The organism is Streptomyces sp. NPDC088766 (genome assembly GCF_044750845.1).
Taxonomy (GTDB): Bacteria; Actinomycetota; Actinomycetes; order Streptomycetales; family Streptomycetaceae; genus Streptomyces.
Genome location: NZ_JBIVKQ010000001.1, coordinates 112,458 through 138,069, shown reverse-complemented (window position 1 = coordinate 138,069; position 25,612 = coordinate 112,458). Strand labels below are relative to the sequence as shown.

The 25,612-nt window shown below is 72.1% G+C and carries 17 protein-coding genes; 9 read left to right on the top strand and 8 right to left on the bottom strand.

The genetic code is table 11. From position 1 onward, the window contains the following. Nucleotides 1-52: 52 nt before the first annotated feature. Both ACIP5W_RS00630 and ACIP5W_RS00625 read right to left on the bottom strand, forming a co-directional pair. Nucleotides 53-2,485 carry a protein kinase gene (locus ACIP5W_RS00630; RefSeq protein ID WP_401464530.1) on the bottom strand — a complete coding sequence of 811 codons (2,433 nt, stop codon included), beginning with the start codon at nucleotides 2,483-2,485 and terminating at the stop codon, nucleotides 53-55. Nucleotides 2,486-2,743: 258 nt separating this feature from the next. Continuing rightward, nucleotides 2,744-4,849: a serine/threonine-protein kinase gene (locus ACIP5W_RS00625; protein WP_401465603.1), complete on the bottom strand. Its 2,106-nt coding sequence runs from the start codon at nucleotides 4,847-4,849 to the stop codon at nucleotides 2,744-2,746. A gap of 309 nt (nucleotides 4,850-5,158) precedes the next feature. On the opposite strand from ACIP5W_RS00625, the gene ACIP5W_RS00620 reads away from it, so the two are divergent. Next, nucleotides 5,159-6,283 carry a serine hydrolase domain-containing protein gene (locus ACIP5W_RS00620; protein WP_401465600.1) on the top strand — a complete coding sequence of 375 codons (1,125 nt, stop codon included), beginning with the start codon at nucleotides 5,159-5,161 and terminating at the stop codon, nucleotides 6,281-6,283. Nucleotides 6,284-6,435: 152 nt separating this feature from the next. On the opposite strand, the gene ACIP5W_RS00615 is transcribed toward ACIP5W_RS00620, so the two are convergent. Further along, the gene (locus ACIP5W_RS00615) at nucleotides 6,436-8,142 is read right to left on the bottom strand and encodes a glycerol-3-phosphate dehydrogenase/oxidase (RefSeq protein ID WP_401464527.1); all 1,707 of its coding nucleotides are present in this window, start codon (nucleotides 8,140-8,142) and stop codon (nucleotides 6,436-6,438) included. Between the two features lie 294 nt (nucleotides 8,143-8,436). Between ACIP5W_RS00615 and ACIP5W_RS00610 the strand changes: the two genes are divergently transcribed. Further along, the gene (locus ACIP5W_RS00610) at nucleotides 8,437-9,645 is read left to right on the top strand and encodes a nucleotide sugar dehydrogenase (protein WP_401464524.1); all 1,209 of its coding nucleotides are present in this window, start codon (nucleotides 8,437-8,439) and stop codon (nucleotides 9,643-9,645) included. Between the two features lie 295 nt (nucleotides 9,646-9,940). On the opposite strand, the gene ACIP5W_RS00605 is transcribed toward ACIP5W_RS00610, so the two are convergent. The 4 genes from ACIP5W_RS00605 to ACIP5W_RS00590 form a co-directional block, all read right to left on the bottom strand. After that, entirely contained in the window at nucleotides 9,941-11,065 is a 1,125-nt protein-coding gene (locus tag ACIP5W_RS00605; RefSeq protein ID WP_382785277.1) for a GuaB3 family IMP dehydrogenase-related protein, read from the bottom strand. Between the two features lie 105 nt (nucleotides 11,066-11,170). Continuing rightward, nucleotides 11,171-12,673, bottom strand: a complete 1,503-nt coding sequence (guaB, locus tag ACIP5W_RS00600) for an IMP dehydrogenase (protein ID WP_401464520.1) — start codon at nucleotides 12,671-12,673, stop codon at nucleotides 11,171-11,173. A gap of 261 nt (nucleotides 12,674-12,934) precedes the next feature. After that, complete coding sequence (locus tag ACIP5W_RS00595) at nucleotides 12,935-13,522, bottom strand: sigma-70 family RNA polymerase sigma factor (protein ID WP_383241209.1); 588 nt, start codon at nucleotides 13,520-13,522, stop codon at nucleotides 12,935-12,937. Between the two features lie 639 nt (nucleotides 13,523-14,161). Beyond that, nucleotides 14,162-14,773 carry a response regulator transcription factor gene (locus ACIP5W_RS00590; RefSeq protein ID WP_003948568.1) on the bottom strand — a complete coding sequence of 204 codons (612 nt, stop codon included), beginning with the start codon at nucleotides 14,771-14,773 and terminating at the stop codon, nucleotides 14,162-14,164. 379 nt (nucleotides 14,774-15,152) lie between these two features. On the opposite strand from ACIP5W_RS00590, the gene ACIP5W_RS00585 reads away from it, so the two are divergent. Then, the gene (locus ACIP5W_RS00585; RefSeq protein ID WP_401464517.1) at nucleotides 15,153-15,488 is read left to right on the top strand and encodes a WhiB family transcriptional regulator; all 336 of its coding nucleotides are present in this window, start codon (nucleotides 15,153-15,155) and stop codon (nucleotides 15,486-15,488) included. 111 nt (nucleotides 15,489-15,599) lie between these two features. Here ACIP5W_RS00585 and ACIP5W_RS00580 read toward each other — a convergent pair whose 3' ends face one another. Then, the gene (locus ACIP5W_RS00580; protein WP_401464514.1) at nucleotides 15,600-16,496 is read right to left on the bottom strand and encodes a LysR family transcriptional regulator; all 897 of its coding nucleotides are present in this window, start codon (nucleotides 16,494-16,496) and stop codon (nucleotides 15,600-15,602) included. Nucleotides 16,497-16,589: 93 nt separating this feature from the next. Between ACIP5W_RS00580 and ACIP5W_RS00575 the strand changes: the two genes are divergently transcribed. The 6 genes from ACIP5W_RS00575 (at nucleotide 16,590) to ACIP5W_RS00550 (ending at nucleotide 25,606) form a co-directional block, all read left to right on the top strand. Next, complete coding sequence (locus ACIP5W_RS00575) at nucleotides 16,590-17,264, top strand: MOSC domain-containing protein (RefSeq protein WP_401464511.1); 675 nt, start codon at nucleotides 16,590-16,592, stop codon at nucleotides 17,262-17,264. A 97-nt stretch (nucleotides 17,265-17,361) separates the two neighbouring features. Further along, nucleotides 17,362-18,135: an SDR family NAD(P)-dependent oxidoreductase gene (locus tag ACIP5W_RS00570; protein WP_401464508.1), complete on the top strand. Its 774-nt coding sequence runs from the start codon at nucleotides 17,362-17,364 to the stop codon at nucleotides 18,133-18,135. Between the two features lie 125 nt (nucleotides 18,136-18,260). After that, complete coding sequence (locus ACIP5W_RS00565) at nucleotides 18,261-18,950, top strand: ester cyclase (protein WP_401464505.1); 690 nt, start codon at nucleotides 18,261-18,263, stop codon at nucleotides 18,948-18,950. 164 nt (nucleotides 18,951-19,114) lie between these two features. After that, complete coding sequence (gene pglW, locus ACIP5W_RS00560) at nucleotides 19,115-23,563, top strand: BREX system serine/threonine kinase PglW (protein WP_401464502.1); 4,449 nt, start codon at nucleotides 19,115-19,117, stop codon at nucleotides 23,561-23,563. A 134-nt stretch (nucleotides 23,564-23,697) separates the two neighbouring features. Further along, nucleotides 23,698-25,020: an ATP/GTP-binding protein gene (locus ACIP5W_RS00555; protein ID WP_401464500.1), complete on the top strand. Its 1,323-nt coding sequence runs from the start codon at nucleotides 23,698-23,700 to the stop codon at nucleotides 25,018-25,020. After that, complete coding sequence (locus ACIP5W_RS00550; protein WP_401464497.1) at nucleotides 24,974-25,606, top strand: RloB family protein; 633 nt, start codon at nucleotides 24,974-24,976, stop codon at nucleotides 25,604-25,606. The genes ACIP5W_RS00555 and ACIP5W_RS00550 overlap by 47 nt, the downstream gene beginning before the upstream one ends. Nucleotides 25,607-25,612: the final 6 nt, after the last annotated feature.

Sequence of the window (25,612 nt, the reverse complement as noted above, 5' to 3'; positions counted from 1 at the left end):
GAGGGAACCATCGGCGCCGACCGGTGAACCGCCGGTGTTACCGAACGGTCGCTCAGCCCGTGTAGCGGTAGCTGGCTGACGCCTGCTCGAACAGCCGCGTCACCTCGTCCCGCTCGGCCTCCGGGCCGCGCAACTGCACGACGTGGTAGCGCCCGTCGAGAAGCAGCGCGACGTTGCGCACGAACAGCTCGCGCCCGTCGCCGCCGGTCCAGGTGAACTGCCCCTCGGCCGAGGTCCGTCCACCCACCTGGATGGTCCGCAGTCCGGACGCGGTCGCCCAGCTGGAGTCGCGGTAGGGCTGCAACTCGCCCTCCTTCTCGCGCTGGTACACCATCGGATCGCTGCCGTACCGGGCGGCGGAGTCGCGCCCCGGCACCACGATCAGCTCGAAGCCCGCGTGGGTGTAGACGACCTGACCGCGCCCGTTCTTCGGGGTGCGGTCCCAGCCGTCGGCGACGGCGATCTGGAAGCCCTCGGCGTCCTTGCGCAGCGTGAAGCCGCCGGGCAGAGCGCCGGACTGCGTCTCGGTGCCCCCGGAGGCCGACGCGGAGGGGGTGTTGCCCGATGCCGGAGGGCTGCCGTCGTCGGGCCGGGGCTCGCTGCTGGCGTCGGGTGCCGGGTTCACCTGGCCCGCGGCACCGGTCCGCTCCGCACCGCCCGCGCTGCCGGTGCCCTCCTCATCGGCCTTGGGCATGAACATCACGGCATAGGCGACCGCCGCGGCCAGCAGGAGCAGCACCAGCACGACCAGGGTGCGGCCCAGGCTGCGAGGTGAGCGTCCCGTCTCCGGCCGGCCCCGCTTGTGCCGCGCGTGCGCCGCGGGCAGCCCCGCGCGCCGTCTGCGCACCAGCTCGCCCTTGCGGCGCACGATCGGCAGCCGTCGCGGGTCGGTGGGCGGTGCGGCGACCACGTACGTCCCCGCCTCCGGTTCGGGTGCCGAGCGCACCAGCGAACGCAGCCAGCCGCTCAGTTCCTCGAAGTCCAGCCGTTCGGTGGGGTCCTGACGCAGCAACGACTCCACGACCGGCCGCAGCGGCCCGCACTCCTCGGCGAAGGCGGGCGGTTCGGCGCACACCAGTTGCACCAGCTCGGCCGTCGAGTCCTCCGGATAGGGGGCGTGTCCCTGCACGGCGCGGAACAGCAGCGCGCCGAGTGCCCACAGATCGGTCGCGGGCCCGATGGGCGCGGCCAGTTGCCAGTTCTCGTGCACGGGTCCGGCCTGCTCCGGTGCCCAGCGCTCGGTGACGGGCCCGACCACGGCCATCCGTGCCTGCCGCGCCCGTTCCGCGGCCGGCGCCGTGGCCGGCCCTCGCCGCGCTCCGGCCCCGGTGGCCGGCTCGTCCCAGCGCGACCCCGCCGGCGCCCCGCCGCCGCTCCGCGCCGGCACGGGCACCACGCCGGTCCCGGGCGGCCTCGGGCCGGGGGCACCGCCCACACCGTAGGGATCGGCGATCCGCCCGGGAGGCGCACTTCCCGCGCCGCCCGGCCCGGTGCCGGTGTCGCCCTCGACCGGGGTACGGGCACCAGGCAACGCCGCCCGGCCGCCCTGCTGGGCCTCGTGCACCCGGGCCGCGGCCCGTGCCCCCGCGCGGTAGGCCGCGATCGCGCCGGCCCGCGCGGCACGGATGTCCCCGCCCGTCTCCATGGGCCGGCGAGCCACCGCCCCGGAGGCACCGGGCGCCGGCTCCGTCCCCGCCGCGGGCAGCCCACCGGCGGCCCGCGCTTCGATCGCCGCCCGCCGCGCGGCCTCGGGATCTCCGCCACCGGCACCACCGACACCACCGGCACCACCAGCACTACCGGTCCCGGCGTCTTCCCGCCCGCGCTGCGGGTGCTGCTCCTGCGCCGGCTCCTCGGTCACGGGCACCGGGTCGTACCCGCACAGCGCCTCTTCCGCCGCGCCGACCGCCAGCCCGGTCAGCATGACCCGGCCGTCGTCGCAGACGAGCACCGTGCGCGCGGTGATGTTGCGGTGCACCCAGCCGTGCGCGTGCAGCACCCGCAACGCCATGAGCACGTCGGAGGCGACCTCCGCCGCCCGGTACGGCGTCAACGGCTTCTCGGCGAGCAGCGCCGCCAGCGGCCGGGCGGACACCAGTTCGCTGACGACCCAGAGGGAACCGCCCTCGGCGAACACGTCGAAGACCTGGTCGAGCCGTGGGTGGTCGGGAATGCTCGCGGCGGCCTGCGCGGCCTCCACGGCCCGCCGTACGACGGGGTCGGCGGGCCGGCGCGTGCTCGCGCCCAGGCCGGAAGCCCCCACCGGCCGGCGTGCTCCGCGCTCCCGTGCGGTGAACCCCTCGGGCAGCCCCTCCGCGTCGAGCACCTCGGCCTCGACGACCTCCGGCAACGGCACCTGCCGGACCAGGACTTCCTGCCCGCTGTAGGTGTCGAAGGCCCGGGACTCGGTGAGTTCGTACTCGTCGGAGGGCGGCAACGGCAGGCGGTAGCGGTCGGCGAGTACCCGTCCCGCATAGTCGTCCACGACGCCTCCCCCGGCCGGCCGGTCGGTCACATCCGTTCGTCCCGCGGGCCGTTCCAGCCGAATCAAGCCGGATCCAGCCGGACAGCTGGATGCGTACGGTCCGCAGCCATTCACGATACGTGCCGGAGGCAACCCGGAAAGAGGGGATGCCACATCTCACGCACCGAAACCCCGCCGAGGGCCTGCCGGACACCCGTCACGACCGCGCCGTCGGACGAGCGGGGAGCCGCGGACGAGCGCGGCCCGCCCCGCCCGGCGCTACTTCTTCGGCGTGAACGTCTCCGTGAGGGTCTTCCAGGTGTTCACCCGGAGAGCACCGTCCCACGCGGCGGCCTTCGCCGTGTACATCAGCGCGTGCCCGAGGTGGTCGCCGACCACGAATCCGCGGTCGATCGTCCGGTACGCCGTCCCGCCCTCCGAGTAGGTGAACTCCCAGTCGGCCGTGTTCCAGCCGCGGTAGTCCACCTTCTCTATGCGGACCTTCTGGTACTGGGAGCGCTTCATGTAGCGCTCCTGGTTCTCCCAGTCCGCGACCGGGTCGTCCTTGGGCGTGGTCGTCCAGGCCACCAGCAGCCTCTGCCCGTCGGGCCCCGTGAAACGGTCCCCCGCGGCGCCCGTGGACTGGTACTTCCAGCCGGCGGGCAGCCCGATCGAGTAGCCCTGCTTCCCCCTGTACGTCGTGACGGCCGCACCGGCGCCGGTGGCGGAGCTGCCCGAAGCGGCGCCGCCGGCCGTGGTGGTGCTGCTGGGCGTACTGTTGCCGGAGGCCGAGCCGGTCGTCGCGGACTGCGATGCCGAGCCGTCCGTCCGCGTCCCGCCGTCCTCGTCCTCCTTGGTGTCGGCGGCAGCGCTGTCGCTGGCGACGGCCGAGGAACCGCCGCCGGTCTTCGCGCCATTCGCGTCGTCGTCGCCACCACCGAGGGTGAGGGCCAGTACCGTGCCGAGGACGGCGAGCGCCACCACCACGGCGATGATCACCAGTGTCCGCTTCGGCACCACGTCGGTCAGCGGCGCCCTGCGCACGGGCCGCGGCGGCAGGTCGGGCGGCGTCATCACGGGCCACCCCGAACTGCGCCCGGCAGGCTGCCCGTTCGCCCCGCGGGCCTCCTGCCCCGCAGTCCCGGCGCCGCCTGCCGCCCCGGTCGTGGTGCGGGTCACCGGCACGGAGGCGGAGGGCGCGGTGGTGGTCGTCCTCCCGCGGGCGGTCCCCGCGGCCTCGGCGGCTGCCACGGCCGACGCCGAGGTGACGGCCCCGGCGGCCGCGCCGCCGCGCGTCTCCTCCTGCGTGCCCAACGACGCCGAAGCGGACGACACGTCGGCCGACTTGGCGCGGGCGGCGGCCGAGGTGGCCGCCCCGGCGGCGACCGCCGCCTTCCGCACGGACCGCAGGGCCCCGCGCAGCTTCTCCGCCGTCTCTCCCCCGGATGAACCCGCCCGGCTCTGGGAACTGTCCGGCTGCGCCGGCAACGGCACGAGCTTCGTCGCGTCCGCCGGCTCGGCCTCCCGGGGCTCCGGCGCGTGGATCACCTCGTTGAGTTTCGCCCGCGCCCCGGCGTCGTCCAGCCGGTGCACCGGGTCCTTGGTGAGCAGGCCGTAGATGACGTCCCGCAGCGGACCCGCGTTCTTCGGCTCCTCCAGCGGCTCGGTCATCACCGCGGTGAGCGTGGCGATCGCGGAGCCCTTGTCGTAGGGAGGTGTGCCCTCGACCGCCGCGTACAGCAGACCGCCCAGCGACCACAGGTCGGCCGCCGGTCCGGGCTTGTGGCCGCGGGCGCGCTCCGGCGAGATGTAGGAGGGCGCGCCGACGAGCATGCCGGTCGAGGTGATGGACGGGTCGCCCTCGACCTGGGCGATGCCGAAGTCGGTGAGCACGACCCGGCCGTCCTCGGCGATCAGCACGTTCGACGGCTTCACGTCGCGGTGCAGGATGCCCTCGCGGTGGGCCGACCGCAGTACGTCGAGGATCGCGAGCCCGACCTCCGCCGCGCGCCTCGGTTCCAGCACCCCGTCCTCACGGATGACCTCGGCGAGCGACTTGCCCTCGACGAGCTCCATCACGATCCACGGCCGGTCGTCCTCGTCGACCACGTCGAAGACCGTCACCGCGCTGTTGTTGCGGATCCGCGCGATCGCCTTGGCCTCACGCAGCGTCCGGGTGATCAGCCGGCGCTTCTCCTCGTCGTCGATGTTTCCCGGGAACCGCAGCTCCTTGACGGCGACCGTGCGTCCGAGGGTCTCGTCCTCGGCTCGCCACACCGTCCCCATGCCGCCGCGGCCGAGTACGTCTCCCAGCCGGTACCGCCCGGCGAGGAGACGTGCGCTCTTGTCCTGACGGGATGCTCCCGCCCGCTCCGCCTCCGACATGCGTCCCCTCATGCAACCCGCCCTGACAGAGCCTTCATTGTCCCTCACCCGACAAGTGCCCGACGCCCAGGGTGCCCCTCACCACCCCTCAGGACCGGCGCATTTCGGCCAGAAGGTGCAGCAGACTCCGGCCAACAGGCGGAACGAACCCCGCCCGGTGTACGAAAAGCCCCTTCTGCGAGCCGGACTGCGACCGGGTACCCGGCGCGAAGCCCGCTCAGGGCCCCGGTGCGAGACCTCCCCACCCACTCTGCATGATGGGCACATCAGGGACACGAAGTGGAAGGGAAGGGGAGGGAGAGCCCCGTGATCCGACCACTGCGCGGGCTCCTGGTCGTCCCCGTGGCCCTGGCGCTCCTGGGACCCACCACGGCCGACTCCCGCCCGGGCCCCGGCGCCGGCGCGACCGCCACCGCCGACACCGTCGCCACCGCCGACTCGTTCCTGCCACTGCTCCGCACCCGGGGCGAGGTCCCCGCCGCCGCCCTGCTGGCCGACGAGAAGAGCGGCACCCGCTACGCCGAGTCCGGCCCGGACATCTCCCGGTCCGACCACTTCCGGGCCGGCAGCGTCACCAAGACCTTCCTCGCGACCGTCATCCTCCAACTGGCCTCCGAACGGCGGCTGTCGCTCTCCGACCCGGTGGAGCGGCATCTGCCCGGCCTGGTGCGGGGAGCAGGCAACGACGGGCGCGCGCTGACCCTGCGTTCCCTGCTGAACCACACCAGCGGCCTGTACGACTTCGCCCGGGACACCGGCGGCACCCGCCCCGTCACTCCCGTTCAGGCCGTCCGCATCGCCCTCACCCACCCTCCGGCCGACCGCGGCCGCTACGCCTATTCCAACACCGACTACGTCCTGCTCGGCCTGGTCGTCACCCGGGTCACCGGCCGCTCCTACGCCACGGAGGCCGAACGGCGCATCCTCGATCCACTCGGTCTGGACGGCACCTCCTTCCCCGGTTCCCGCACCTTCCTGCCCTCCCCCCACGGTCGCGCCTACGGCACGGACGGATCCGACGTCACCGATCTCGACCCACGGGTGGCCGGGGCCGCGGGCGAGCTGGTGACGACCCTCGCCGACCTGAACCGCTTCTACTCCGCCCTCCTGAGCGGCGAACTGCTCCCCCCGCGCTGGCGGAGGGAGATGCTCGACACCCGCGCCGCACACGGCTCGTACGGCCTGGGGCTGATTCCGGCGCGCCTGCCCTGCGGAGTGACCGTGTGGGGGCACAACGGCCGGATCCCGGGCAGCTACGTGCGCACCGCGGCCACCGTCGACGGCCGTCATGTCCTCACCTTCCGCGTGAACACGACGGCGATGGCGGACCCCGACCTCGAACCGGCCCTGCTCGCCGCCGAGTTCTGCCCTCGCACCTATTGGAACGAGCAGGCCCCGAACGGAGATCCCGGCCAGCAACACTCGTTCGAGTGAAGCAGTGGGCGGTCCCGCCGGGCCGACCTCACGCACGGGGCCGACGGGAGCATCACGGATGCCTTACGCGCAGGCACCGTGTGCGTGAACCTCACGCACAGGCACCGTGCGAGGGGGAGTCTCACGCGCGGGACCGCGGGACCGCGGGGCCCTCACAGCGGCACGATGTCGGGCGCCCCCAGCCGCGCCGCGTCCGCCGTCAGGTCGTCGGGCTGCCGTTGCGACTCCCGCTCGGCCTCCACCCGCTTCTCGTAGTGCTCGACCTCACGCTCGATCTGGCCCTTGTCCCAGCCGAGGACCGGTGCCATCAGTTCCGCCGCCTCCCGGGCACTGCGGGTGCCCCGGTCGAAGGTCTCGATGGAGATGCGGGTACGCCGGGTCAGCACGTCGTCCAGGTGCCGGGCCCCCTCGTGCGAGGCGGCGTAGACGATCTCGGCGCGCAGGTAGTCGTCGGCCGCGCGGAGCGGCTCGCCGAGCGTGGGGTCCTCGGCGACGAGTTCGAGGAGTTCCTCGGTCATCGAGCCGTACCGGTTCAGCAGATGCTCGACGCGCACCACGTGCAGCCCGGTCCGGGCGGCGATGCGCGCCCGCGCGTTCCACAGCGCCCGGTAGCCGTCCGCGCCCAGCAGCGGCACGTCCTCCGTGACGCACTCGGCGACCCGCAGGTCGAGGCCGTGCACCGCCGCGTCGACGGCGTCCTTGGCCATCACCCGGTACGTCGTGTACTTACCGCCCGCCACCACGACGAGCCCGGGTACGGGGTGGGCCACGGTGTGCTCGCGGGAGAGCTTGCTGGTGGCGTCCGACTCGCCGGCGAGCAGCGGGCGCAGTCCGGCGTAGACGCCCTCGACGTCGTCCCGGGTGAGCGGCACCGCCAGGACGGAGTTCACGTGCTCCAGCACGTAGTCGATGTCGGCGCTGGAAGCGGCCGGGTGGGCCTTGTCGAGGTCCCAGTCGGTGTCGGTGGTGCCGACGATCCAGTGCCGGCCCCAGGGGATGACGAACAGCACGGACTTCTCGGTGCGGAGGATGAGGCCCGTGGAGGAGTGGATGCGGTCCTTGGGCACGACGAGGTGGACGCCCTTGGAGGCGCGGACGTGGAACTGTCCCCGCTCCCCCACCATCGCCTGCGTGTCGTCGGTCCACACGCCCGTGGCGTTGACCACCTGACGGGCGCGGATCTCGTACTCCCCGCCGCCCTCGGTGTCCTGGACGCGTGCGCCCACGACCCGCTCACCCTCGCGCAGGAAGGCGGCCACGCGCGCGCGGTTGGCGGTCTTCGCGCCGTACGCCGCCGCCGTGCGCACCACGGTGGCCACATGGCGGGCGTCATCGATCTGGGCGTCGTAGTACTGAAGGGCTCCTACGAGCGCGTCCTTCCTCAGGGCGGGTGCGACCCGCAGGGCGTGACGGCGGCTGAGGTGGCGGTGGGTCGGCAGACCCCTGCCGTGGCCGCGGGCCATCGACATCGCGTCGTAGAGCGCGACGCCCGAACCGGCGTACCAGCGCTCCCAGCCCTTGTGCTGGAGCGGGTAGAGGAACGGCACGGGCTTGACCAGGTGCGGAGCCAACCGCTCCAGCAGCAGTCCGCGCTCCTTCAGCGCCTCCCGGACGAGGGCGAAGTCGAGCATCTCCAGATAGCGCAGCCCGCCGTGGATCAGCTTGCTCGACCTGCTCGATGTGCCCGACGCCCAGTCCCGCGCCTCGACCAGCCCCGTGGACAGGCCGCGGGTGACTGCGTCGAGGGCGGTGCCCGCACCGACCACCCCGCCTCCCACGACCAGCACGTCCAGCTCGCGCTCGGCCATGGCCGCAAGTGACTCGGCGCGCTGCGCCGGCCCCAGTGTCGCTGTCCTCACCGCTGCCTCCCGCTGTCGGTCACGCCGGCCGCACCGCCTTCAGGGCGAGGTCCGGCCCGTATCCCCCATGCCCCAATGGTGACCGTGTTGCCCGACTTCAGCCACCACTCACCCCAGCCTGTGGACAACTCTCACGGAAGCCCACCTGCCCGCCGCCGGCCTGCCGGAAAACACAGCCGATCAATCCCACAAATCGGTCATATTTACTCCTAGTCTGACATTGCGCTCGCCCGTCCTGTCCACAGGGCTTGCGCACCTGTCCCGCTTCGGTTACTGGGAAGGACGGCCCACGCCATGCCCGCAGATCTCGCCGTCATCGGACTCGGCCCGCTCGGCCTGCCCCTGGCCCAGGCCGCCGTGGCCGCCGGCATCCCCACGCTCGGCTACCGCACCGGGCCCGAACCCGGCTCCCTGAGCCCCGCCGAGCTGCGCCGGATGCTCTCGGGGGGTTTCCGGCCCGCCACCGACCCCGCCGAACTGGGCCGGGTACGCACCGCCGTCATCTGCGCCCCCACGCCGCGCGACGCCGACGGCGGGCTCGACCTGAGCCAGGTGGAGGCGGCCGCCCGCACCCTGGCCGGACACCTGCGCCCGCACACCACCGTGATCCTGGAGTCGCCCGTGCCTCCGGGGACGACCGAGGAGTTCCTGCGGCCGCTCCTGGAGGAGATGTCCGGTCTGCGCGCGGGCCGGGACTTCCACCTCGCGTACTCCCCCAGCCGGGTCGACCCCGGCCGCCGCGACTTCACGCCCGCCAACACGCCGCAGGTCATCGGCGGCCTCACCCCCGCCTGCACCGAGTCCGCCGCCGCCTTCTACGGCCGTCTCACCGACAAGGTGGTACGCGCGCGTGGCCTCAGGGAGGCCGAGACGGTGACCCTGCTGGAGACCAACTTCCGGCACGTCAACATGGCCCTCGTCAACGAGATGGCCGTCCTCTGCAACGACCTGGGCGTGGACCTCTGGGACGTCATCCGGTGCGCCGAGACCAAGCCGTTCGGCTTCCAGGCCTTCCGCCCCGGCCCCGGCGTCGGCGGCCACTCCGTACCCATGGACCGCACCGGCCACCACGGCAGCCCCCTGCGCATGGTGGAACTCGCCCAGCAGGTCAACAGCCGCATGCCCCGCTACGTCGTCCAGCGCGCCACCACTCTCCTCAACGAGCACGGCAAGTCGGCGCGGGGCGCGCGCGTGCTGCTGCTCGGCGTCACCTACAAGGCCGACCTCGCCGACCAGCAGGGCACTCCCGCCCAGGAGATCGCGATCCGCCTGATGGAACTCGGCGCGGCCGTCAGCTACCACGACCCGCACGTCCCGTCCTGGAGCGTCCTGGGCCGCCCGGTGCCCCGCGCCGACTCGCTGTACGAGGCCGCCGCCGACGCCGACCTGACGATCCTCCTCCAGCAGCACCGGACGTACGACCTCCAGGGCCTCTCCGTGAAGGCACAGCTGCTGCTCGACACGCGGGGCGCCACGCCGACGGGGGCGGCGCACCGGTTGTGAGCCGGGGCGCGCGCGGCGGCCCCGGGCTCCGGAGGCTGGTGGCACAGGGCACGGCACGCCGGTACCGTACGAACAGGTGGAGCCCACCGCAGTGGCCACTGCGGCAGGCTCCTGATGGTTCACGGAGTGTCCGCCCCTAGGTGTTGTGGGGGCGGCCGCTCACCATCCGAAAAGCCGCAAGATCCACCTCCTCCCGCACCGCACGCCCCCACACCCCCGCGCCCGTCCTGGCATGCGAAAGGGGCCGGTCGGCTCACCCGGGTGAGCTGACCGGCCCCTGCCGAAAACGTGCGGTCTACCGCCGGTGCACCGAGTCCGCCACCGTCACCTCGACGCGCTGGAACTCCTTCAGCTCGCTGTAACCGGTGGTGGACATGGCGCGGCGCAGGGCGCCGAAGAAGTTCATCGAGCCGTCCGGCGTGTGGGACGGGCCGGTGAGGACCTCCTCGATGGTGCCGACCGTGCCGAGGTCGACCTTCTGGCCGCGCGGCAGCTCCTCGTTGACGGCCTCCATGCCCCAGTGGTGGCCGCGGCCGGGCGCGTCGGTCGCGCGCGCGAGCGGGGAGCCCATCATCACCGCGTCGGCGCCGCAGGCGACGGCCTTGGGCAGGTCGCCGGACCAGCCGACACCGCCGTCCGCGATCACGTGCACGTACCGGCCGCCGGACTCGTCCATGTAGTCGCGGCGGGCGGCGGCGACGTCGGCCACCGCCGTCGCCATCGGGACCTGGATGCCGAGCACGTTGCGCGTGGTGTGCGCCGCGCCGCCGCCGAAGCCGACGAGGACGCCCGCCGCGCCCGTGCGCATGAGGTGCAGGGCCGCCGTGTAGGTGGCGCAGCCGCCGACGATGACCGGGACGTCGAGTTCGTAGATGAACTGCTTCAGGTTCAGCGGCTCGTGCGAGCCGGAGACGTGCTCCGCGGAGACCGTGGTGCCGCGGATGACGAAGATGTCCACGCCGGCGTCGACGACGGCCTTGGAGAACTGGGCCGTGCGCTGCGGGGAGAGCGCGGCGGCGGTGACCACGCCCGAGTCGCGCACCTCCTTGATGCGCTGCCCGATCAGTTCCTCCTTGATCGGCGCGGAGTAGATCTCCTGGAGCCGGCGGGTCGCCTTGTCGGCGGGCAGCTTGGCGATCTCGTCCAGCAGCGGCTGCGGGTCCTCGTACCGCGTCCACAGGCCCTCGAGGTTGAGCACGCCCAGGCCGCCCAGCTCGCCGATGCGGATCGCGGTGGCCGGGGAGACGACGGAGTCCATGGGGGCGGCCAGGAACGGCAGCTCGAAACGGTAGGCGTCGATCTGCCAGGCGATCGAGACCTCCTTCGGGTCCCGCGTACGGCGGCTGGGGACGACGGCGATGTCGTCGAATGCGTACGCCCGGCGGCCGCGCTTGCCGCGCCCGATCTCGATCTCAGTCACGTGTGTGGCCTTTCCCTGATGCGTTGCAGCGTCTTCCAGTATCGCCGACGGGCACGGCAAAGGCGGCCCCGGAGGTTCCGGGGCCGCCCTGGGAAGCCCGTACGACTACTTGCTGCTGTAGTTGGGTGCCTCGACCGTCATCTGGATGTCGTGCGGGTGGCTCTCCTTGAGGCCCGCGGAGGTGATGCGGACGAAGCGGCCCTTGGTCTCCATCTCCTCGATGGTGGCGGCGCCCACGTAGCCCATGGTCTGGCGCAGGCCGCCGACGAGCTGGTGCAGCACGGTGCCGAGCGGGCCGCGGTAGGGCACCTGGCCCTCGATGCCCTCGGGCACGAGCTTGTCGTCGGCCGCGACCTCCGCCTGGAAGTAGCGGTCCTTGGAGTACGACTTGCCCTGGCCGCGGGACTGCATGGCGCCCAGCGAGCCCATGCCGCGGTACGACTTGAACTGCTTGCCGTTGATGAACTGCAGCTCACCCGGGGACTCCTCGCAGCCCGCGAGGAGGCTGCCCAGCATCACCGTGTCGGCACCGGCGGCCAGCGCCTTGCCGATGTCGCCGGAGTACTGCAGACCGCCGTCGCCGATCAGCGGGACGCCCGCCGGGCGTGCGGCGAGGGACGCCTCGTAGATGGCGGTGACCTGCGGGACGCCGATGCCGGCGACCACGCGGGTGGTACAGATCGAGCCGGGCCCGACGCCGACCTTGATGCCGTCGACACCGGCGTCGATCAGGGCCTGGGCGCCGTCACGCGTGGCGACGTTGCCGCCGATCACGTCGACGCGCACGCTCGACTTGATCTTCGACATCCAGGTGAGGGCGTTGCTGTTGTGGCCGTGGGAGGTGTCGACGACCAGGAAGTCCACGCCGGCCTCGGCGAGGGCCTGGGCGCGCTCCAGCGCCTCGGGGCTGGCGCCGACGGCGGCGCCGACGAGCAGGCGGCCCTCGGCGTCCTTGGCGGCCCGGGGGTACTGCTCGGCCTTGACGAAGTCCTTGACCGTGATGAGGCCCTTGAGGACGCCCGCCTCGTCGACCAGTGGGAGCTTCTCGATCTTGTGGCGGCGCAGCAGCTCCATGGCGTCCGTGCCGGAGATGCCGACCTGGCCGGTGACCAGCGGCATCGGGGTCATGACCTCACGCACCTGACGGGTGCGGTCCGACTCGAAGGCCATGTCACGGTTGGTGACGATGCCGAGGAGCTTGCCGCCGCCGTCGGTCACCGGAACACCGCTGATGCGGAACTTGGCGCACAGCGCGTCGGCCTCGGCCAGCGTGGCGTCCGGGTGCACCGTGATGGGGTCGGTGACCATGCCCGACTCCGAGCGCTTCACCAGGTCGACCTGGTTGACCTGGTCCTCGATGGAGAGGTTGCGGTGCAGGACGCCTACGCCGCCCTGGCGGGCCATCGCGATGGCCATGCGGGACTCGGTCACCTTGTCCATCGCCGCCGAGAGCAGCGGGATGTTGACACGAACATTGCGGGAGATGCGGGACGAGGTGTCGACCGCGTTGGGGAGCACCTCGGATGCGCCCGGCAGCAGCAGCACGTCGTCGTAGGTGAGCCCGAGGGTCGCGAATTTGGCGGGCACTCCGTCGACGTTGGCAGTCATGACACCTTCCCCAAATGGCCTTGATCGGTGCGGATGTCCATGCTAACGGGAAGCGCACCCCCGGAATTCCACGCTCCGGCGTGACTCCGGGCTTCGTATGTTCGTACGGCGGCGGCGCTCGGCCCGTTCAGCGGGCGGGCCGCCGGCACCTGTTCGGGGAACGGGCCGTCGGCCCTGTCCAGCCCAGGGCTGTCCGGCGTCGGGCCCGCTGTCCGGTTCGCTCGAGGAACGGCGGCGGGAGCACGGCGTGACCGAGCGGTGCTACTGCTCGGCGAGGGCCCGCAGCCTGCTCAGCGCGCGGTGCTGGGCCACGCGCACGGCCCCGGGTGACATTCCCAACATCTGGCCGGTCTCCTCCGCGGTGAGGCCCACCGCGATGCGCAGCAGGAGCAGTTCCCGCTGGTTCTCGGGCAGGTTGGCCAGCAGTTTCTTCGCCCATTCGGCGTCGCTGCTCAGCAGGGCCCGCTCCTCCGGCCCGAGGGAGTCGTCGGGGCGTTCCGGCATCTCGTCGGAGGGGACGGCCGTGGAGCCGGGGTGGCGCATCGCCGCGCGCTGGAGGTCGGCGACCTTGTGGGCGGCGATGGCGAAGACGAAGGCCTCGAAGGGACGGCCCGTGTCCTTGTAGCGCGGAAGGGCGAGGAGGACGGCCACGCAGACCTCCTGCGCGAGGTCCTCCACGAAGTGGCGCGCGTCACCGGGGAGCCGGGACAGCCGGGTGCGGCAGTAGCGCAGGGCGAGGGGGTGGACATGGGCCAGCAGGTCGTGCGTGGCCTGCTCGTCGCCGTCCACCGCGCGATGCACCAGTCCGCCGATCGCCCCGGGGGCACGGACCGCCTCGTCTTCGCGCATCGGTCCATGGTGCACTGCGGCCGGACGGGCCGCGGCACCGTGCCCTTCGTTGTGCACCGAAGCGTTATGAGCAGGTGCGCCGGAACTCATCCCCTGCGCCCTCCCGTCCCGCTCGACCGACTCGTCCCCGAGGAACTCCACACCTCAAGGATGCGGCATCCGCGGCGAAACGAGCAGCGGGCATCCGGCGAGGTACTGCGCCGCCGCCGGGCACCGACCGGCCGACAGGGGGTTCCCGCACGTCCTGCACCCTGCGCGAGCAGGGAGGTTCGTCCATTCCCCCGCTCCTGTCCCTGGGATCGGTTTGCTCGAAAAGTCCGCCGCACAGCCCGGCAGGGCCGCGACTCCGAGGAGTCGGCCCCGGCACCGCATGCGCTCCCCGCCGACGACACCCGCGAGCGCCGACGACGACCGCCACGACGACCGCCTCGACGACCTCACGCGCCGGACCCCGCTCGCCGGCGGTCCAGTACGTGCCGCCGCTCACCGGAAGCGGTCCGCCGGGCGAGGGCGGGCCGGGGCCGGGCCGGGACGCCCAGGTCCTGTCCGGCGGATCAGGCCGGAGACGCGGGGTCCGGTACGCCCGTCAGGGCCGCACGGTGCCGCCGGTTCCCTCCGACTCGATCCGCCGGACAGGCTCTAGCGGACCAGGCCCCACCGGAAGCCGAGCGCCACGGCGTGGGCACGGTCCGAGGCGCCGAGTTTCTTGAACAGACGGCGGGCGTGGGTCTTGACGGTGTCCTCGGAGAGGAACAGCTCGCGGCCGATCTCGGCGTTGGAGCGGCCGTGGCTCATGCCTTCCAGGACCTGGATCTCACGCGCGGTGAGCGTGGGCGCGGCGCCCATCTCGGCCGAGCGCAGCCGCCGTGGGGCGAGCCGCCACGTGGGGTCGGCCAGGGCCTGGGTGACCGTCGCCCGCAGTTCGGCGCGCGAGGCGTCCTTGTGCAGGTAGCCGCGGGCGCCGGCGGCGACCGCGAGCGCGACGCCGTCGAGGTCCTCGGCGACGGTCAGCATGATGATGCGTGCGCCCGGGTCGGCGGACAGCAGCCGGCGGACGGTTTCCACACCGCCCAGTCCCGGCATGCGCACGTCCATCAGAATGAGGTCCGAGCGGTCGGCACCCCAGCGGCGGAGGACTTCCTCGCCGTTGGCCGCCGTCGTCACGCGCTCGACGCCGGGCACGGTCGCGACCGCGCGGCGGAGCGCCTCTCGGGCAAGCGGGGAGTCGTCGCAGACGAGGACGGATGTCATGGCCGTCCTCCGCAGCTGATGCGCGTCACCTTGTGCCTCCAGGCTGGTACGTATCGTCACCTGTGCGGTCGACCGTCTCGGACGCTTGCCCGAGCGTTTGTGTTTTCAACCGCCACCGCACACTCAACGATGGTCACTCGAAAGAGTTACGGGGCCGCGTGCATTCTTCGGCACTCTACGTGAGGAGGCGGACACGGCCGAGAGAGCCGCGCGGACCCGCGAGCTTTCCTCATAACCCATGCCCCGTTCAGCCCCATTTCTTCCCATTTACTGGTGTCTGAGGCTAGATTCGCAATGAGTCATATTTTCATCTCCTTAGATCGTAGTTGTACGGTCGTGGGCACCGTATCCGCTCAGCACGGCTACAAGGGGTCACGCAATGGCAGATTTCTCCCGCCTTCCCGGACCGAACGCGGACCTGTGGGACTGGCAGCTCCTGGCCGCCTGCCGCGGGGTGGACAGCTCGCTCTTCTTCCATCCCGAGGGCGAGCGCGGGGCGGCACGGAGCGCTCGCGAGAACTCGGCCAAGGAGGTCTGCATGAGGTGCCCGGTACGCGCGCAGTGCGCGGCGCACGCGCTCGCGGTGAGAGAGCCGTACGGCGTGTGGGGCGGGCTGACCGAGGACGAACGCGAGGAGCTCATGGGGCGGGCGCGCAACCGTCTGGTGCCGGCGTCGGCAGGCACGGGCGGCACGGGCGGCGTTTCGAACAACTGAAGGAACGTTTCTTCACGCAACCGAGGGCACGCACACGCGCATGCCCTCATCTCTTGAGTGCCCCGGCCCCTACGACCCCTGCGGCCCCGTACGCCCCCCGCGGCCGTACGGTTACCGCGCCGCCGCCCGCGCGAGCTGCTCCAGCGTCGCCGCCACCGCCGGCACCTGGGCCAGGTCGGGCAGGGTGAGCGCGACGACCTCGCGCCGCACCGCCGGCTCCAGGGTCACCGCACGCGCGCCCCGCGGCCGTACGGACTCGATCGCGAGCTCGGGGAGGACGGCGACGCCGAGGCCCGCGCCCACCAGGCCGGCCACCGCCGGGTAGTCGTCGGTCGCGAAGTCGATGCGGGGGGTGAAGCCCGCCGCCTCGCACACCTCCACCAGCCGGCCCCGGCAGCGCGGGCAGCCGGCGATCCACGGCTCGCGGGCGAGTTCGCCGATGGCGAGGGAGTCCGCGCACGCGAGCCGGTGGCGTTCGGGCACGAGGGCGACGAGCCGGTCCGTCAGCAGGGGGCGGACGACCAGGTCGGACCATTCCTCGGCGCCCGGTGCGTCCTCGTAGCGGAAGGCGAGGGCGATGTCGCAGTCGCCGGCGCGCAGCTTCTCGACGGACTCGGGCGGCTCGGCCTCCTCCAGCGAGACCCGGGTCCCGGGGTGCGCGGCGCGCAGGGCGGCCAGCGCGGTCGGGACGAGCGCGGAGCTGCCGCTGGGGAAGGAGACGAGGCGGACCCGGCCGGCGCGCAGACCGGCGATCGCGGCGACCTCCTCCTCGGCGGCGGTGAGTCCGGCGAGGATCCCGGCGGCATGCCGTACGAGGGCCTCGCCGGCCTGGGTCAGCCGCATCTCGCGGCCGCTGCGCACCAGCAGCGGTGTGCCGACGGACGTCTCCAGGGCCTTCATCTGCTGGCTGACCGCGGGCTGGGTACAGCCCAGCTCGCGGCCCGCCGCCGAGAAGGACCCGGTGGCGGCGACGGCGCGCAGCACGCGGAGATGACGGGCCTCGATCATCCCTCGAGCATAGGCGAGTCGCATAAGGGAGCCTTGGGAAAGGGGGCGAATAATGCGTCGACACTTTGACCGCCGACCGCTTAGCGTGCCGCCATGAGGCTTCTGTCCGTCAATGTGGGCCGTCCCGAGGCCGTGCCGTACACCGACCAGCCCGACGGGCTGACCGGTATCGACAAGCGGCCCGTCGAGGGGCCGGTGCGGGTGGCCGCGCCCGGTCCGAAGGGCGTCGGCGGAAGCGGGCTCTCCGGGGACGCGGTGTGCCACCTGCGCCATCACGGCGGTAACGACCAGGCGGTGTACGCCGTCGCGCGCGAGGACCTGGACGACTGGGAGCGCGAGCTGGGGCGCACGTTCGCCAACGGTGCGTTCGGCGAGAACCTCACCACCACCGGTCTGGACGTGTCCGGGGCGCGGATCGGCGAGCGCTGGCGGATCGGCCCGGAGGTGGTGCTTGAGGTGACGGCGGGGCGGATCCCCTGCCGCACCTTCCAGGGCCACGTGGGTGAGAGGGGCTGGGTCAGGCGGTTCACGCGGAAGGCCGCGACGGGCGCCTATCTGAGGGTGATCACGCCGGGCGAGATACGCGCGGGGGATGCCGTGGAGATCGTCCACCTGCCGGAGCACGAGGTGACGGCCCGGATGGAGTTCCAGGCCACCACCACCCACCGGGAGCTGCTGCCCCGGCTGCTGGCGGCCGGCGAGGCACTGCACCCGGAGACGCTGGCGGCGGCCCGCACGTACGTCGAGAGGTACGGGGACGGGGTCTGAGCCGCCGCCACCCGTGACGGTGCGTGCGGCTCCGTCACTTTCCGCAGGCCGCGTGCGCAGAGCGGACGCCCGGACTACGGGTCACTAACCTTCTGCCATGACAACGGCTCTGATCACAGGTTCGACCGCGGGTATCGGTGCCGCGTTCGCGCGACGGCTCGCGGCGGACGGGCACGACCTCGTCCTCGTCGCCCGGGACACCCAGCGGCTGCGCGAGCAGGCGACCGAGTTGCACGACCGGCACGGCATCGAGGCGGAGGTGCTGACGGCCGACCTGGCGACGGACGAGGGCATCGAGACGGTGGCCGCCCGGCTCGGTGACCGCAGGAACCCCGTCGACCTGCTGGTCAACAACGCCGGCTTCGGCAACAAGGGCCGCTACCTCGACGTGTCGATGGCCGACGAGCTGAGGATGCTCAAGGTGCACTGCGAGGCGGTGCTGCGGCTGACGTCGGCGGCGGCCGGGGCGATGCGGGAGCGGGGGCGCGGGGGCGTCGTCAACGTGGCCTCGGTGGCGGCCTTCGTGCCGCGCGGGACCTACGGCGCCTCCAAGGCGTGGGTCGTGCAGTTCACGCAGGGGGCGGCGAAGGACCTGGCGGGCAGCGGGGTGCGGCTGATGGCGCTCTGCCCGGGCTTCGTGCGCACCGAGTTCCACGAGCGGGCCGGGATGGGCACGGACAACATCCCCGGCTGGATGTGGCTCGACGCGGACAAGCTGGTCACGGCAGCGCTGGCGGACCTGGCGCGCGGGAAGTCGGTGTCGATCCCCGATGCGCGCTACAAGGCGCTGATGGGCCTGGTGAAGGTGACGCCCCGGTCGCTGCTGGGCGGCATCAGCTCGCGGACCGGGCGGAAGTACGGACCGCAGTAGCAGGCGGGCGCGCTCGGCCCCATGGACGGACGTACAGGCGGCAGGCAGCGGGCGGCGGCCCCGGCGCTCCGGTGGGAAAATGGGGCGTGACAAGGGCCTGACCCAGGGGGGCCGGAGGCGACGCGATGACCTTCGTACAGCTCATCGATTGCAGGACGAGCCGGTTCGACGAGATGAACCGGCTGATGGACACATGGGTCGAACAGACCAAGGGGAAGCGGACGGCGACGCACGCGATGGTCGGGAAGGACCGGTCGGACGCGTCGCACTTCGTCGAGATCGTGGAGTTCCCGTCGTACGAGGAGGCGATGCGGAACTCGGGCCTGCCGGAGACCGAGAAGATCTTCGACGACATGGTCGCGCTCTGTGACGGGATGCCGACCTTCACCGACCTGGAAGTGGTGCGCGACGAGCAGCTGAACCGCGCGACGGCGCGGGAGTGGTTCGAGCGGGCCGGGACGATCGGCATCGACCACACGTTCGACCGGATGACCGACGACTATGTGGACCACGACCCCTCCAGTCCGCAGGACAAGGGATTGCGAGCGGCGCGCGAGGAGTTCGCGGGCTGGCGGCGGGCCTTCGACTTCTCCTTCCGGGTCGACGACCAGATCGCCGAGGGCGACCGGGTGTGCACCCGCTGGACCTGGACCGCCCGGCACAAGGGCGACTTCCTGGGCATGCCCGCCACCGGGCAGGACGTCGGCATGACCGGCACGACCTGGCAGCGCTTCCGGGACGGCATGATCTGCGAGGGCTGGTGGCAGTACGACCGCGTGGGTCTGATGCGACAGCTGGGGGTACTCGGGGAGTAGCCCGCGAGGGTCAGTCGAGGGTTCCGTGCCCCGCCCGGCGGGGGACGGGGCCCTCCGCCGTCCCGCGTCGAGAGGGCACGGGTCGACTGTCGTAGGGGGCGACTAGGATTTCCGCCTGCCCTCGGAGGAGGCCCGGACGGTTCGGCATCAGGATTCCCTCCTCTGTGTCAGTGCCGTCTCGGAGGTGCTCGGTGCCCGCTGTCCCCAAGCCGACAGCCCTCGCTCCGCGGGAGCGTTGGTTCCAGCCCCGGCGATCCGGGTTCCGCTGGGAGCAGGAGGGACTGGACCACCTTCGTGGGCTCATGCCGGCGACCGAGCCGAACCGGGCCTGGGCGACGTTTCAGTTCACCGGGGCTTCGGGCCGGATCAACGAGTGCGACGTACTGATCGCCGTGCCCGGTGGCCTCTATCTGCTGGAGTTGAAGGGGCACCCCGGCCGGGTGGTGAACCACGGCGACACGTGGCAGTTCCACGGGGACCGCGTGCGCACGATCCGCAACCCCTTGTATCTGACCGACCTCAAGGCCAAAGAGCTGAAGGGCCAGTTGGAGCGGGCGGCTCGGGCGTCGGGGATGGACCCTCGGCAGGTTCCGTTCATCAAGCCCGCGGTGTTCCTGCACGACCCGGGACTCGTGAGTCAGCTGGACGAGTTCCAACGCACCTCGGTGTACGGCCTCAACGACGGTGCGAGCGGTCTGCCGAGGATCTGGGACGACTTGCTGGGCCGCCCGCCGGAGCGGGAGAGCTGGCGCATCACCCCGTTGATCAGCCAGCGGCTGGAACAGCTGATGCAGAGGATCGGCATCAGCCACTCCACCGCGCATCTGCGCTTCGGGGACGACTGGAAGCTCGAACCCCGTGCTCTCGACGCGGGCCCCGGCTGGGAGGACCGGCTGGCGGTGCGCGACGACCAGCTGGTCCAGGAGAGCGGCCGGGTGCGCATATACCTGGCCGGGGCGGCGGCCTCCGACGAGCAGCGCTCGAAGGTCGAGCGGGCGGCCCGCCGCGAGTACCAGGTGCTCCAGGGCGTCAACCACCGCGGGATCGTGCAGGCGGTGCAGATCCGCGAGCACCAGGGCGGACCGGCGATCCTGTTCCGGCACCGCGAGTCGGACCTGCGGCTGGATGCCTACCTCGACGCGTACGGCGGGCAGCTCACCCCCGTGTTGCGCCTCGATCTGGTGCGGCAGCTCGCCGAGGCGGTGCGGTACGCCCACAACCGGTCCCTCTACCACCGTGCGCTGGCCGCCCGGTCGGTCTATGTCTCCGCGCGGGAGGACGGCAGCGAGCCGGTCCTGCGGATCGCCGACTGGCAGACCGCGGCCCGCGACTTCGAGACGACGCTGCACCGCTCGCTCGGTGACACTCCGCTGGACGCGGGGCTCATCGCGGACACGGCGCAGGTCTATCTGGCACCGGAGACGGATCAGGAGTTCGCCGATCCGGTGGACCTGGACGTGTTCGGCCTCGGCTCCCTCACGTATCTGCTGCTCACGGGCCGCCCGCCGGCGGACCGTCGCAGCGCGCTGCTGGAGCGGCTCCAGAGTGACAAAGGGCTCCATCCGTACGCCGTCTCCGACTCCGTCTCGGCCGCCCTGGACCACCTGGTCTTCCGTGCCACCGCCGCCGATGTCCGGGACCGCCCGGCGTCCGTGGACGAGTTCCTGGAGCTGCTGGCCGCGGCCGAGGCGGACGCCGCGGTTCCGCAGCCGTCGGGCGGTCCTGCCGCCGATCCCCTGACCGTGCAGCCGGGGCAGCCGCTGGACGGTGAATGGACCGTCCTGCGGGTTCTGGGGACAGGTGCCACCGCCCGTGCGCTGCTGGTCCGCCGTACCGCCGCGGAGGACGGCGAGAACTCCCTCCGGGTCTTCAAGGTCGCTCTGGACCAGGAGAAGGACGCGCGGCTGCTCGCGGAGGCGAAGGCGCTGAAGGAGGTGGGCGGTGGGCAGATCGTGAAGCTGCTCGCCGAGCCGCGCGAGCTGGCGGGGCACACCGTCCTGGAGATCGAGTACGCGGGTGGTTACCGCGCGGAGGACGACCGTGAGCCGGTGAGTCTCGGCTCCCGGCTGCGCGACCAGGGTCCGCTGGGGTACGACCAGCTGGAGCGGTTCGGCAACGACCTGTTCCTCGCTCTGGACTCCCTCGCGGCGCGCGGGGTGCGGCACCGCGACATCAAGCCGGACAACCTCGGGCTGTTCAAGCGCGGTGACGGTTCCTGGCAGCTCATGCTGTTCGACTTCTCCCTGGCCGACGCCCCGGACCAGGACCTGCACGCGGGCACGCGCGGATACCTCGACCCGTTCCTGGGGAGCGCGGGGCGCTCGCGTTACGACGACCACGCCGAGTGGTACGCCGCAGCCGTCACCCTGCACGAGATGGCCTCCGGCGAACGGCCCGTGTGGGGGGACGGCCAGGGTGATCCGCGCATGGTCGCCGACGCGGCGCTGCACGTGTCGGCGGAACTGTTCCCGCAGGCGCTCAGTGAAGGCCTGAAGGAGTTCTTCGAGCGGGCGCTGCACCGGGACGTGGAGCAGCGGTACGACAGCCTGCGGCAGGTGCAGGAGGCGTGGCGGCAGGTCTTCCGCAGGGCCGACGCGGCCCGCCCCGCGACGACTCCGGCCACGGTCGGCATCAGCACGGAGGACCTGGAGGACGCCCGTGAGCAGGCGGCCGAGGCCGCCGGGCTGAGGACGCCTCTCGCGGCGGCCGGTCTGTCCCCTCGTGCCGTGTCGGTCGCCGAGAGCCTGAAGGCCCACACGGTCGAGCAGCTTCTGGACATCCCTCCCCACCACATCTCCCGGGCCCGCGGCGCCGGCAACGCGATCCGCAAGGAGCTGAACCGCCGCCACCGCCAGTGGACACAAGCCCTGCGCCGCCGCGCCGGCGTGAAGAAGCCGGTGGCTCTGGAGCCGGACGCGCCGGAAGAGGCGCTGGAGTCGGTCGACACGCTGGCCGCGCGCCTCACGCCGCCGGAGGGCAGGCGCCGTACCCGGCCGCGTTCCGACGTGGTCCGCGCGACGTTGCAGCTCCCGGGTGTGCTGGAGGCGGGTGAGGCGCTGGAGCCGTGGCCGGCGCAGAGTCAGATCGCGAAGGCGCTGGGGGTCAGTCAGCCGACGGTGTCCGGCAACCAGCAGGCGGCGGTGGAGCAGTGGGCGGAGCTGCCGTGGCTCGCGCGGGTGCGGGACGAGCTGGTGGCGATCCTGGCCGACCGGGACCGGGTGTCCACGGCGGAGGAACTGGCGTCCGAGCTGCGTGCCCGGCACGGCGCGGGCGCCGGTGATCCCGTCGAGGCGCAGGCCAAGGCGCTGGCCGTGGTGCGGGCCGCCGTCGAGACGGAGATCCGCAAGCGGGACGACGAGGAGTCCGACGCGCAGAGCTCCGGTCCGGGCGAGGCGTCCGCGCGGTTCGCGGTGCAGCGTCGTGGCGGGCGGGTGGTCGTCGCACTGGAGGACCAGCCGGGGGCCGACGACCCGACACCCGCGGAACTGTCCGACTACGCAGCCGAGTTGGGCGAGCGGGCCGCGGACCTGGCCGGACGTGATCCGCTGCCCGGCCGTGCCACCGTGCTGCGGGAGCTGCGTGCCGTACCGGTTCCGGAGGGCATGCCCCCGCTCGCCGACACCAGGCTGGTGGAACTGGCCGCCTCCATGGCGGGCGGCGTGGCCGTATCCCCCCGGCTGGAACTGTTTCCCCTCGCCCTCGGGCTGGCCCGAGCCCTGCGTATCTCCCAGGCCCCGGCGGGCGTACGCCCCGACACCGGGATCACCACGGCCGACCTGCTGTCCCGGGTCCGGGCCAGGTTCCCCGGCCTGGCGGTGCTGGACGAGACGACGTACGTGGAGCTGGCGGAGGCGCTGGTCGAGTCCGGGTTCCCCCTGGTCTTCGACCACGCCAGGCGTCGTTTCCTCCCGCAGGCCCAGGACGGTACGCGCAGTCGCGCGGGTGTGTCCTCCTCGGTGCTCACCAGCACGAGTTCCCTCTACGCGGCGGCCCAGGGCAGGATCGCCGAGGGCCGGGATCCGCGTGAAGTGCTGTCCGTGCGACTGACGGAGGCTCGCCGCCACGGCGGTTTCCTGGCGCTGACCTTGAAGGGGGCGGAACTGCCAGGTGTCGCAGGATCTCTGACGGAGCGGTACGGCACCACGGCAGTGCCGTTGAACACGATGTTCCTGGACGCGCTGAAGGAGCTGGCCGAGGAACAGGGCGTGCGCTGGCAGGCGCTGCTCAAGGCGGACGCCAAGTACGCGGCGACCGGCGCGATGGGCGCGGCGCTCGCCTCGTACACCCGGCTGGCGGCCGAGCGGGTGCGGCAGCGGGTGGTGGAACTGGCGGAGGGTTCCGGTCCGCGTTCCGTCCTGCTGGTCCACGAGGCCGGTCTGGTCGCGCGGTACTGGGAGGCCGGGGGCCGGGAGCTGCTGGCGGCGCTCCAGCAGTCGGCGCGGCGCCCCGCCGACACCCCGCACGGGCTGTGGCTGCTGCTGCCGGTGGAGGACCCGCGCGCCACGCCCACGCTGGACGGGCGGACGGTGGAGGTGGTGGACCGGGCGACGGAGTGGGAGGTGCTGGACGGGTTGTTCGTGAAGGGGTTGCGGTCGGAGCCCGCGCGCGCCTGAAGGCACACCCGTAAGGCTTGTCCTCCCTCCTGACTGTCCAGTTCTGCTTGCCAAGTCCCTTTATCGGCGATTCACTTGCAGGAAAATCGGTGAAACTGGCCTTGAGGGGGGTGTTCATGCTTTTGAACTTCAGGGTGGCCAATCACCGTTCGATCCGTGACGAGTTGGAGTGGCAGCTCCAACCGGTGTACGAAGGGGATCGGCCGCCGGGCACCGCGTGGGAGGCGGTACCGGTCGCGGGGATCTTCGGCTCGAACGCAGCCGGCAAGTCCAATGTCGTCGACGCGCTGCGCTACATGGCGGAGATGGTGACCCGGTCGCACCTCCTGGCGGAGGACGGCGAAGGGGTGAACAGGCAGCCCTTCCTCTCGGACGTCCGGGAATCCGGCTCCTCCTGGTACGTCGCCGACCTCCTCGTGCGGGGGACCAGGTACGTCTACGGCTTCGAGGTGGACGACGAGCACGTCGTCGGCGAATGGCTGTACGCCTACCCGGAGGGGCGTAAACGGGTGGTGTTCGAGCGGAACGGGGACGACTTCCGTGTCGGCAGTTCGCAGGATCGCCCCAAGGAACTGCACACGGTCGCCGACGTGACGGCTCGCAATGGGCTGTTCCTGTCCGTAGCCGCTCGGTTGAAGACGGCCACGGACGTGGTCCACCCGGTGTACCAGTGGTTCCGCAGCGACCTGGTGTTCGGTGGCCATCTGACGAACGGTCCGATGCACCGTTCGCTGACGCTCAAGAACCTCGTGCGTCGGCTGGACCAACGGGGAGAGCCGACCCACCTGCGGGACCTGCTGCGTGTCGCGGACCTCGGGATCGAGGACTTCCGCGTGGAGACGGTCGAGGAGGAGCTGTACTCCCCGCGGTCAGCCTCCCGGAGTGTCGAGACGGAGGCGCTCTTCGACATGCCGAGGACATACCGGCGGAAACGCCATGAGCTGCTTCTCAGGCACACCGGCAGGAACGGCCCGTTCGAGGTGCCGCTGGACGCGGAGTCAGCCGGTACGCAGGCGCTGGTGGAGTATGCGTTCACGCTGGAGGGGGTGGCCCAGCGTGGCGGCACCCTGGTCGTGGACGAGTTGGGCAGCAGTCTGCACCCGCGGCTCAGCGCCTTCCTCGTCGGTCTCTTCCAAGACCCCGAGCACAACCCGCACGGCGCCCAGCTGCTGTTCACCAGCCATGACGTGAGTCTGCTGGGCCGCAGGGCCGGCGAGGACATCCTGAAGCGGGACCAGATCTGGTTCGTGGCGAAGAACGAGTTCGGGGAGAGCTCGTTGTATCCGCTGTCCGACTTCCGGCCGCGCCAGGACGAGAACCGGGAACGGCGCTATCTGAGCGGGAGCTACGGCGCGGTGCCCATGGTCGACGACGCGTTCACTCTGGCGATCGTCAGGCGGGGGGAGACGGGTGGCGAGGGATCCGAAGCAGGACGGCCGGAGGAGTCCACGGCGTGAGTCCACGCTGCGTCGCAGACCGGCGTACCGGGACGCACTGCCGACGATCCTGGTGGTATGCGGGGCTAGGAACACCGAACCGATGTACGTCAAGGGGCTTTTGAGGGCGATCGACAACCGTGCCGTCGATGTACGGGTCAAGGTCTGTCCGCAGGACCCGGTGTCCGTGGTCCGGCACGCGACCGGTGAACGCGCCCGGGCCCGTGATCATTACGACCACACGTGGTGCGTCCTCGACGTGGACGATTTCGCTCACCTGGACGAGGCGCTGCGGCTGGCCCGTGCCGAGCACGTCGACATCGCCCTGTCGAACCCGTGCTTCGAGCTGTGGCTGCTGCTCCACTTCCGTACCCACAGCGCCCCCGTCGACGGCTTCCGGCAGGCCGAGCGGCACCTCCTCCCCCACCACCACGGTTACAGCAAGGCCGCGGGCAGGTTCACCTTCGACCTCTACCGGGAGACGTGGCCGCAGGCCGTGGAACGGGCACGGGCACTGGCGAAGCCGGGCGAGGAGCACAAGAGGAACCCGTCGAGCGGGATGTGGCGACTGGTCCGTGAGATCGTCCCGGCACATCTGCAGAACTGACTTCCG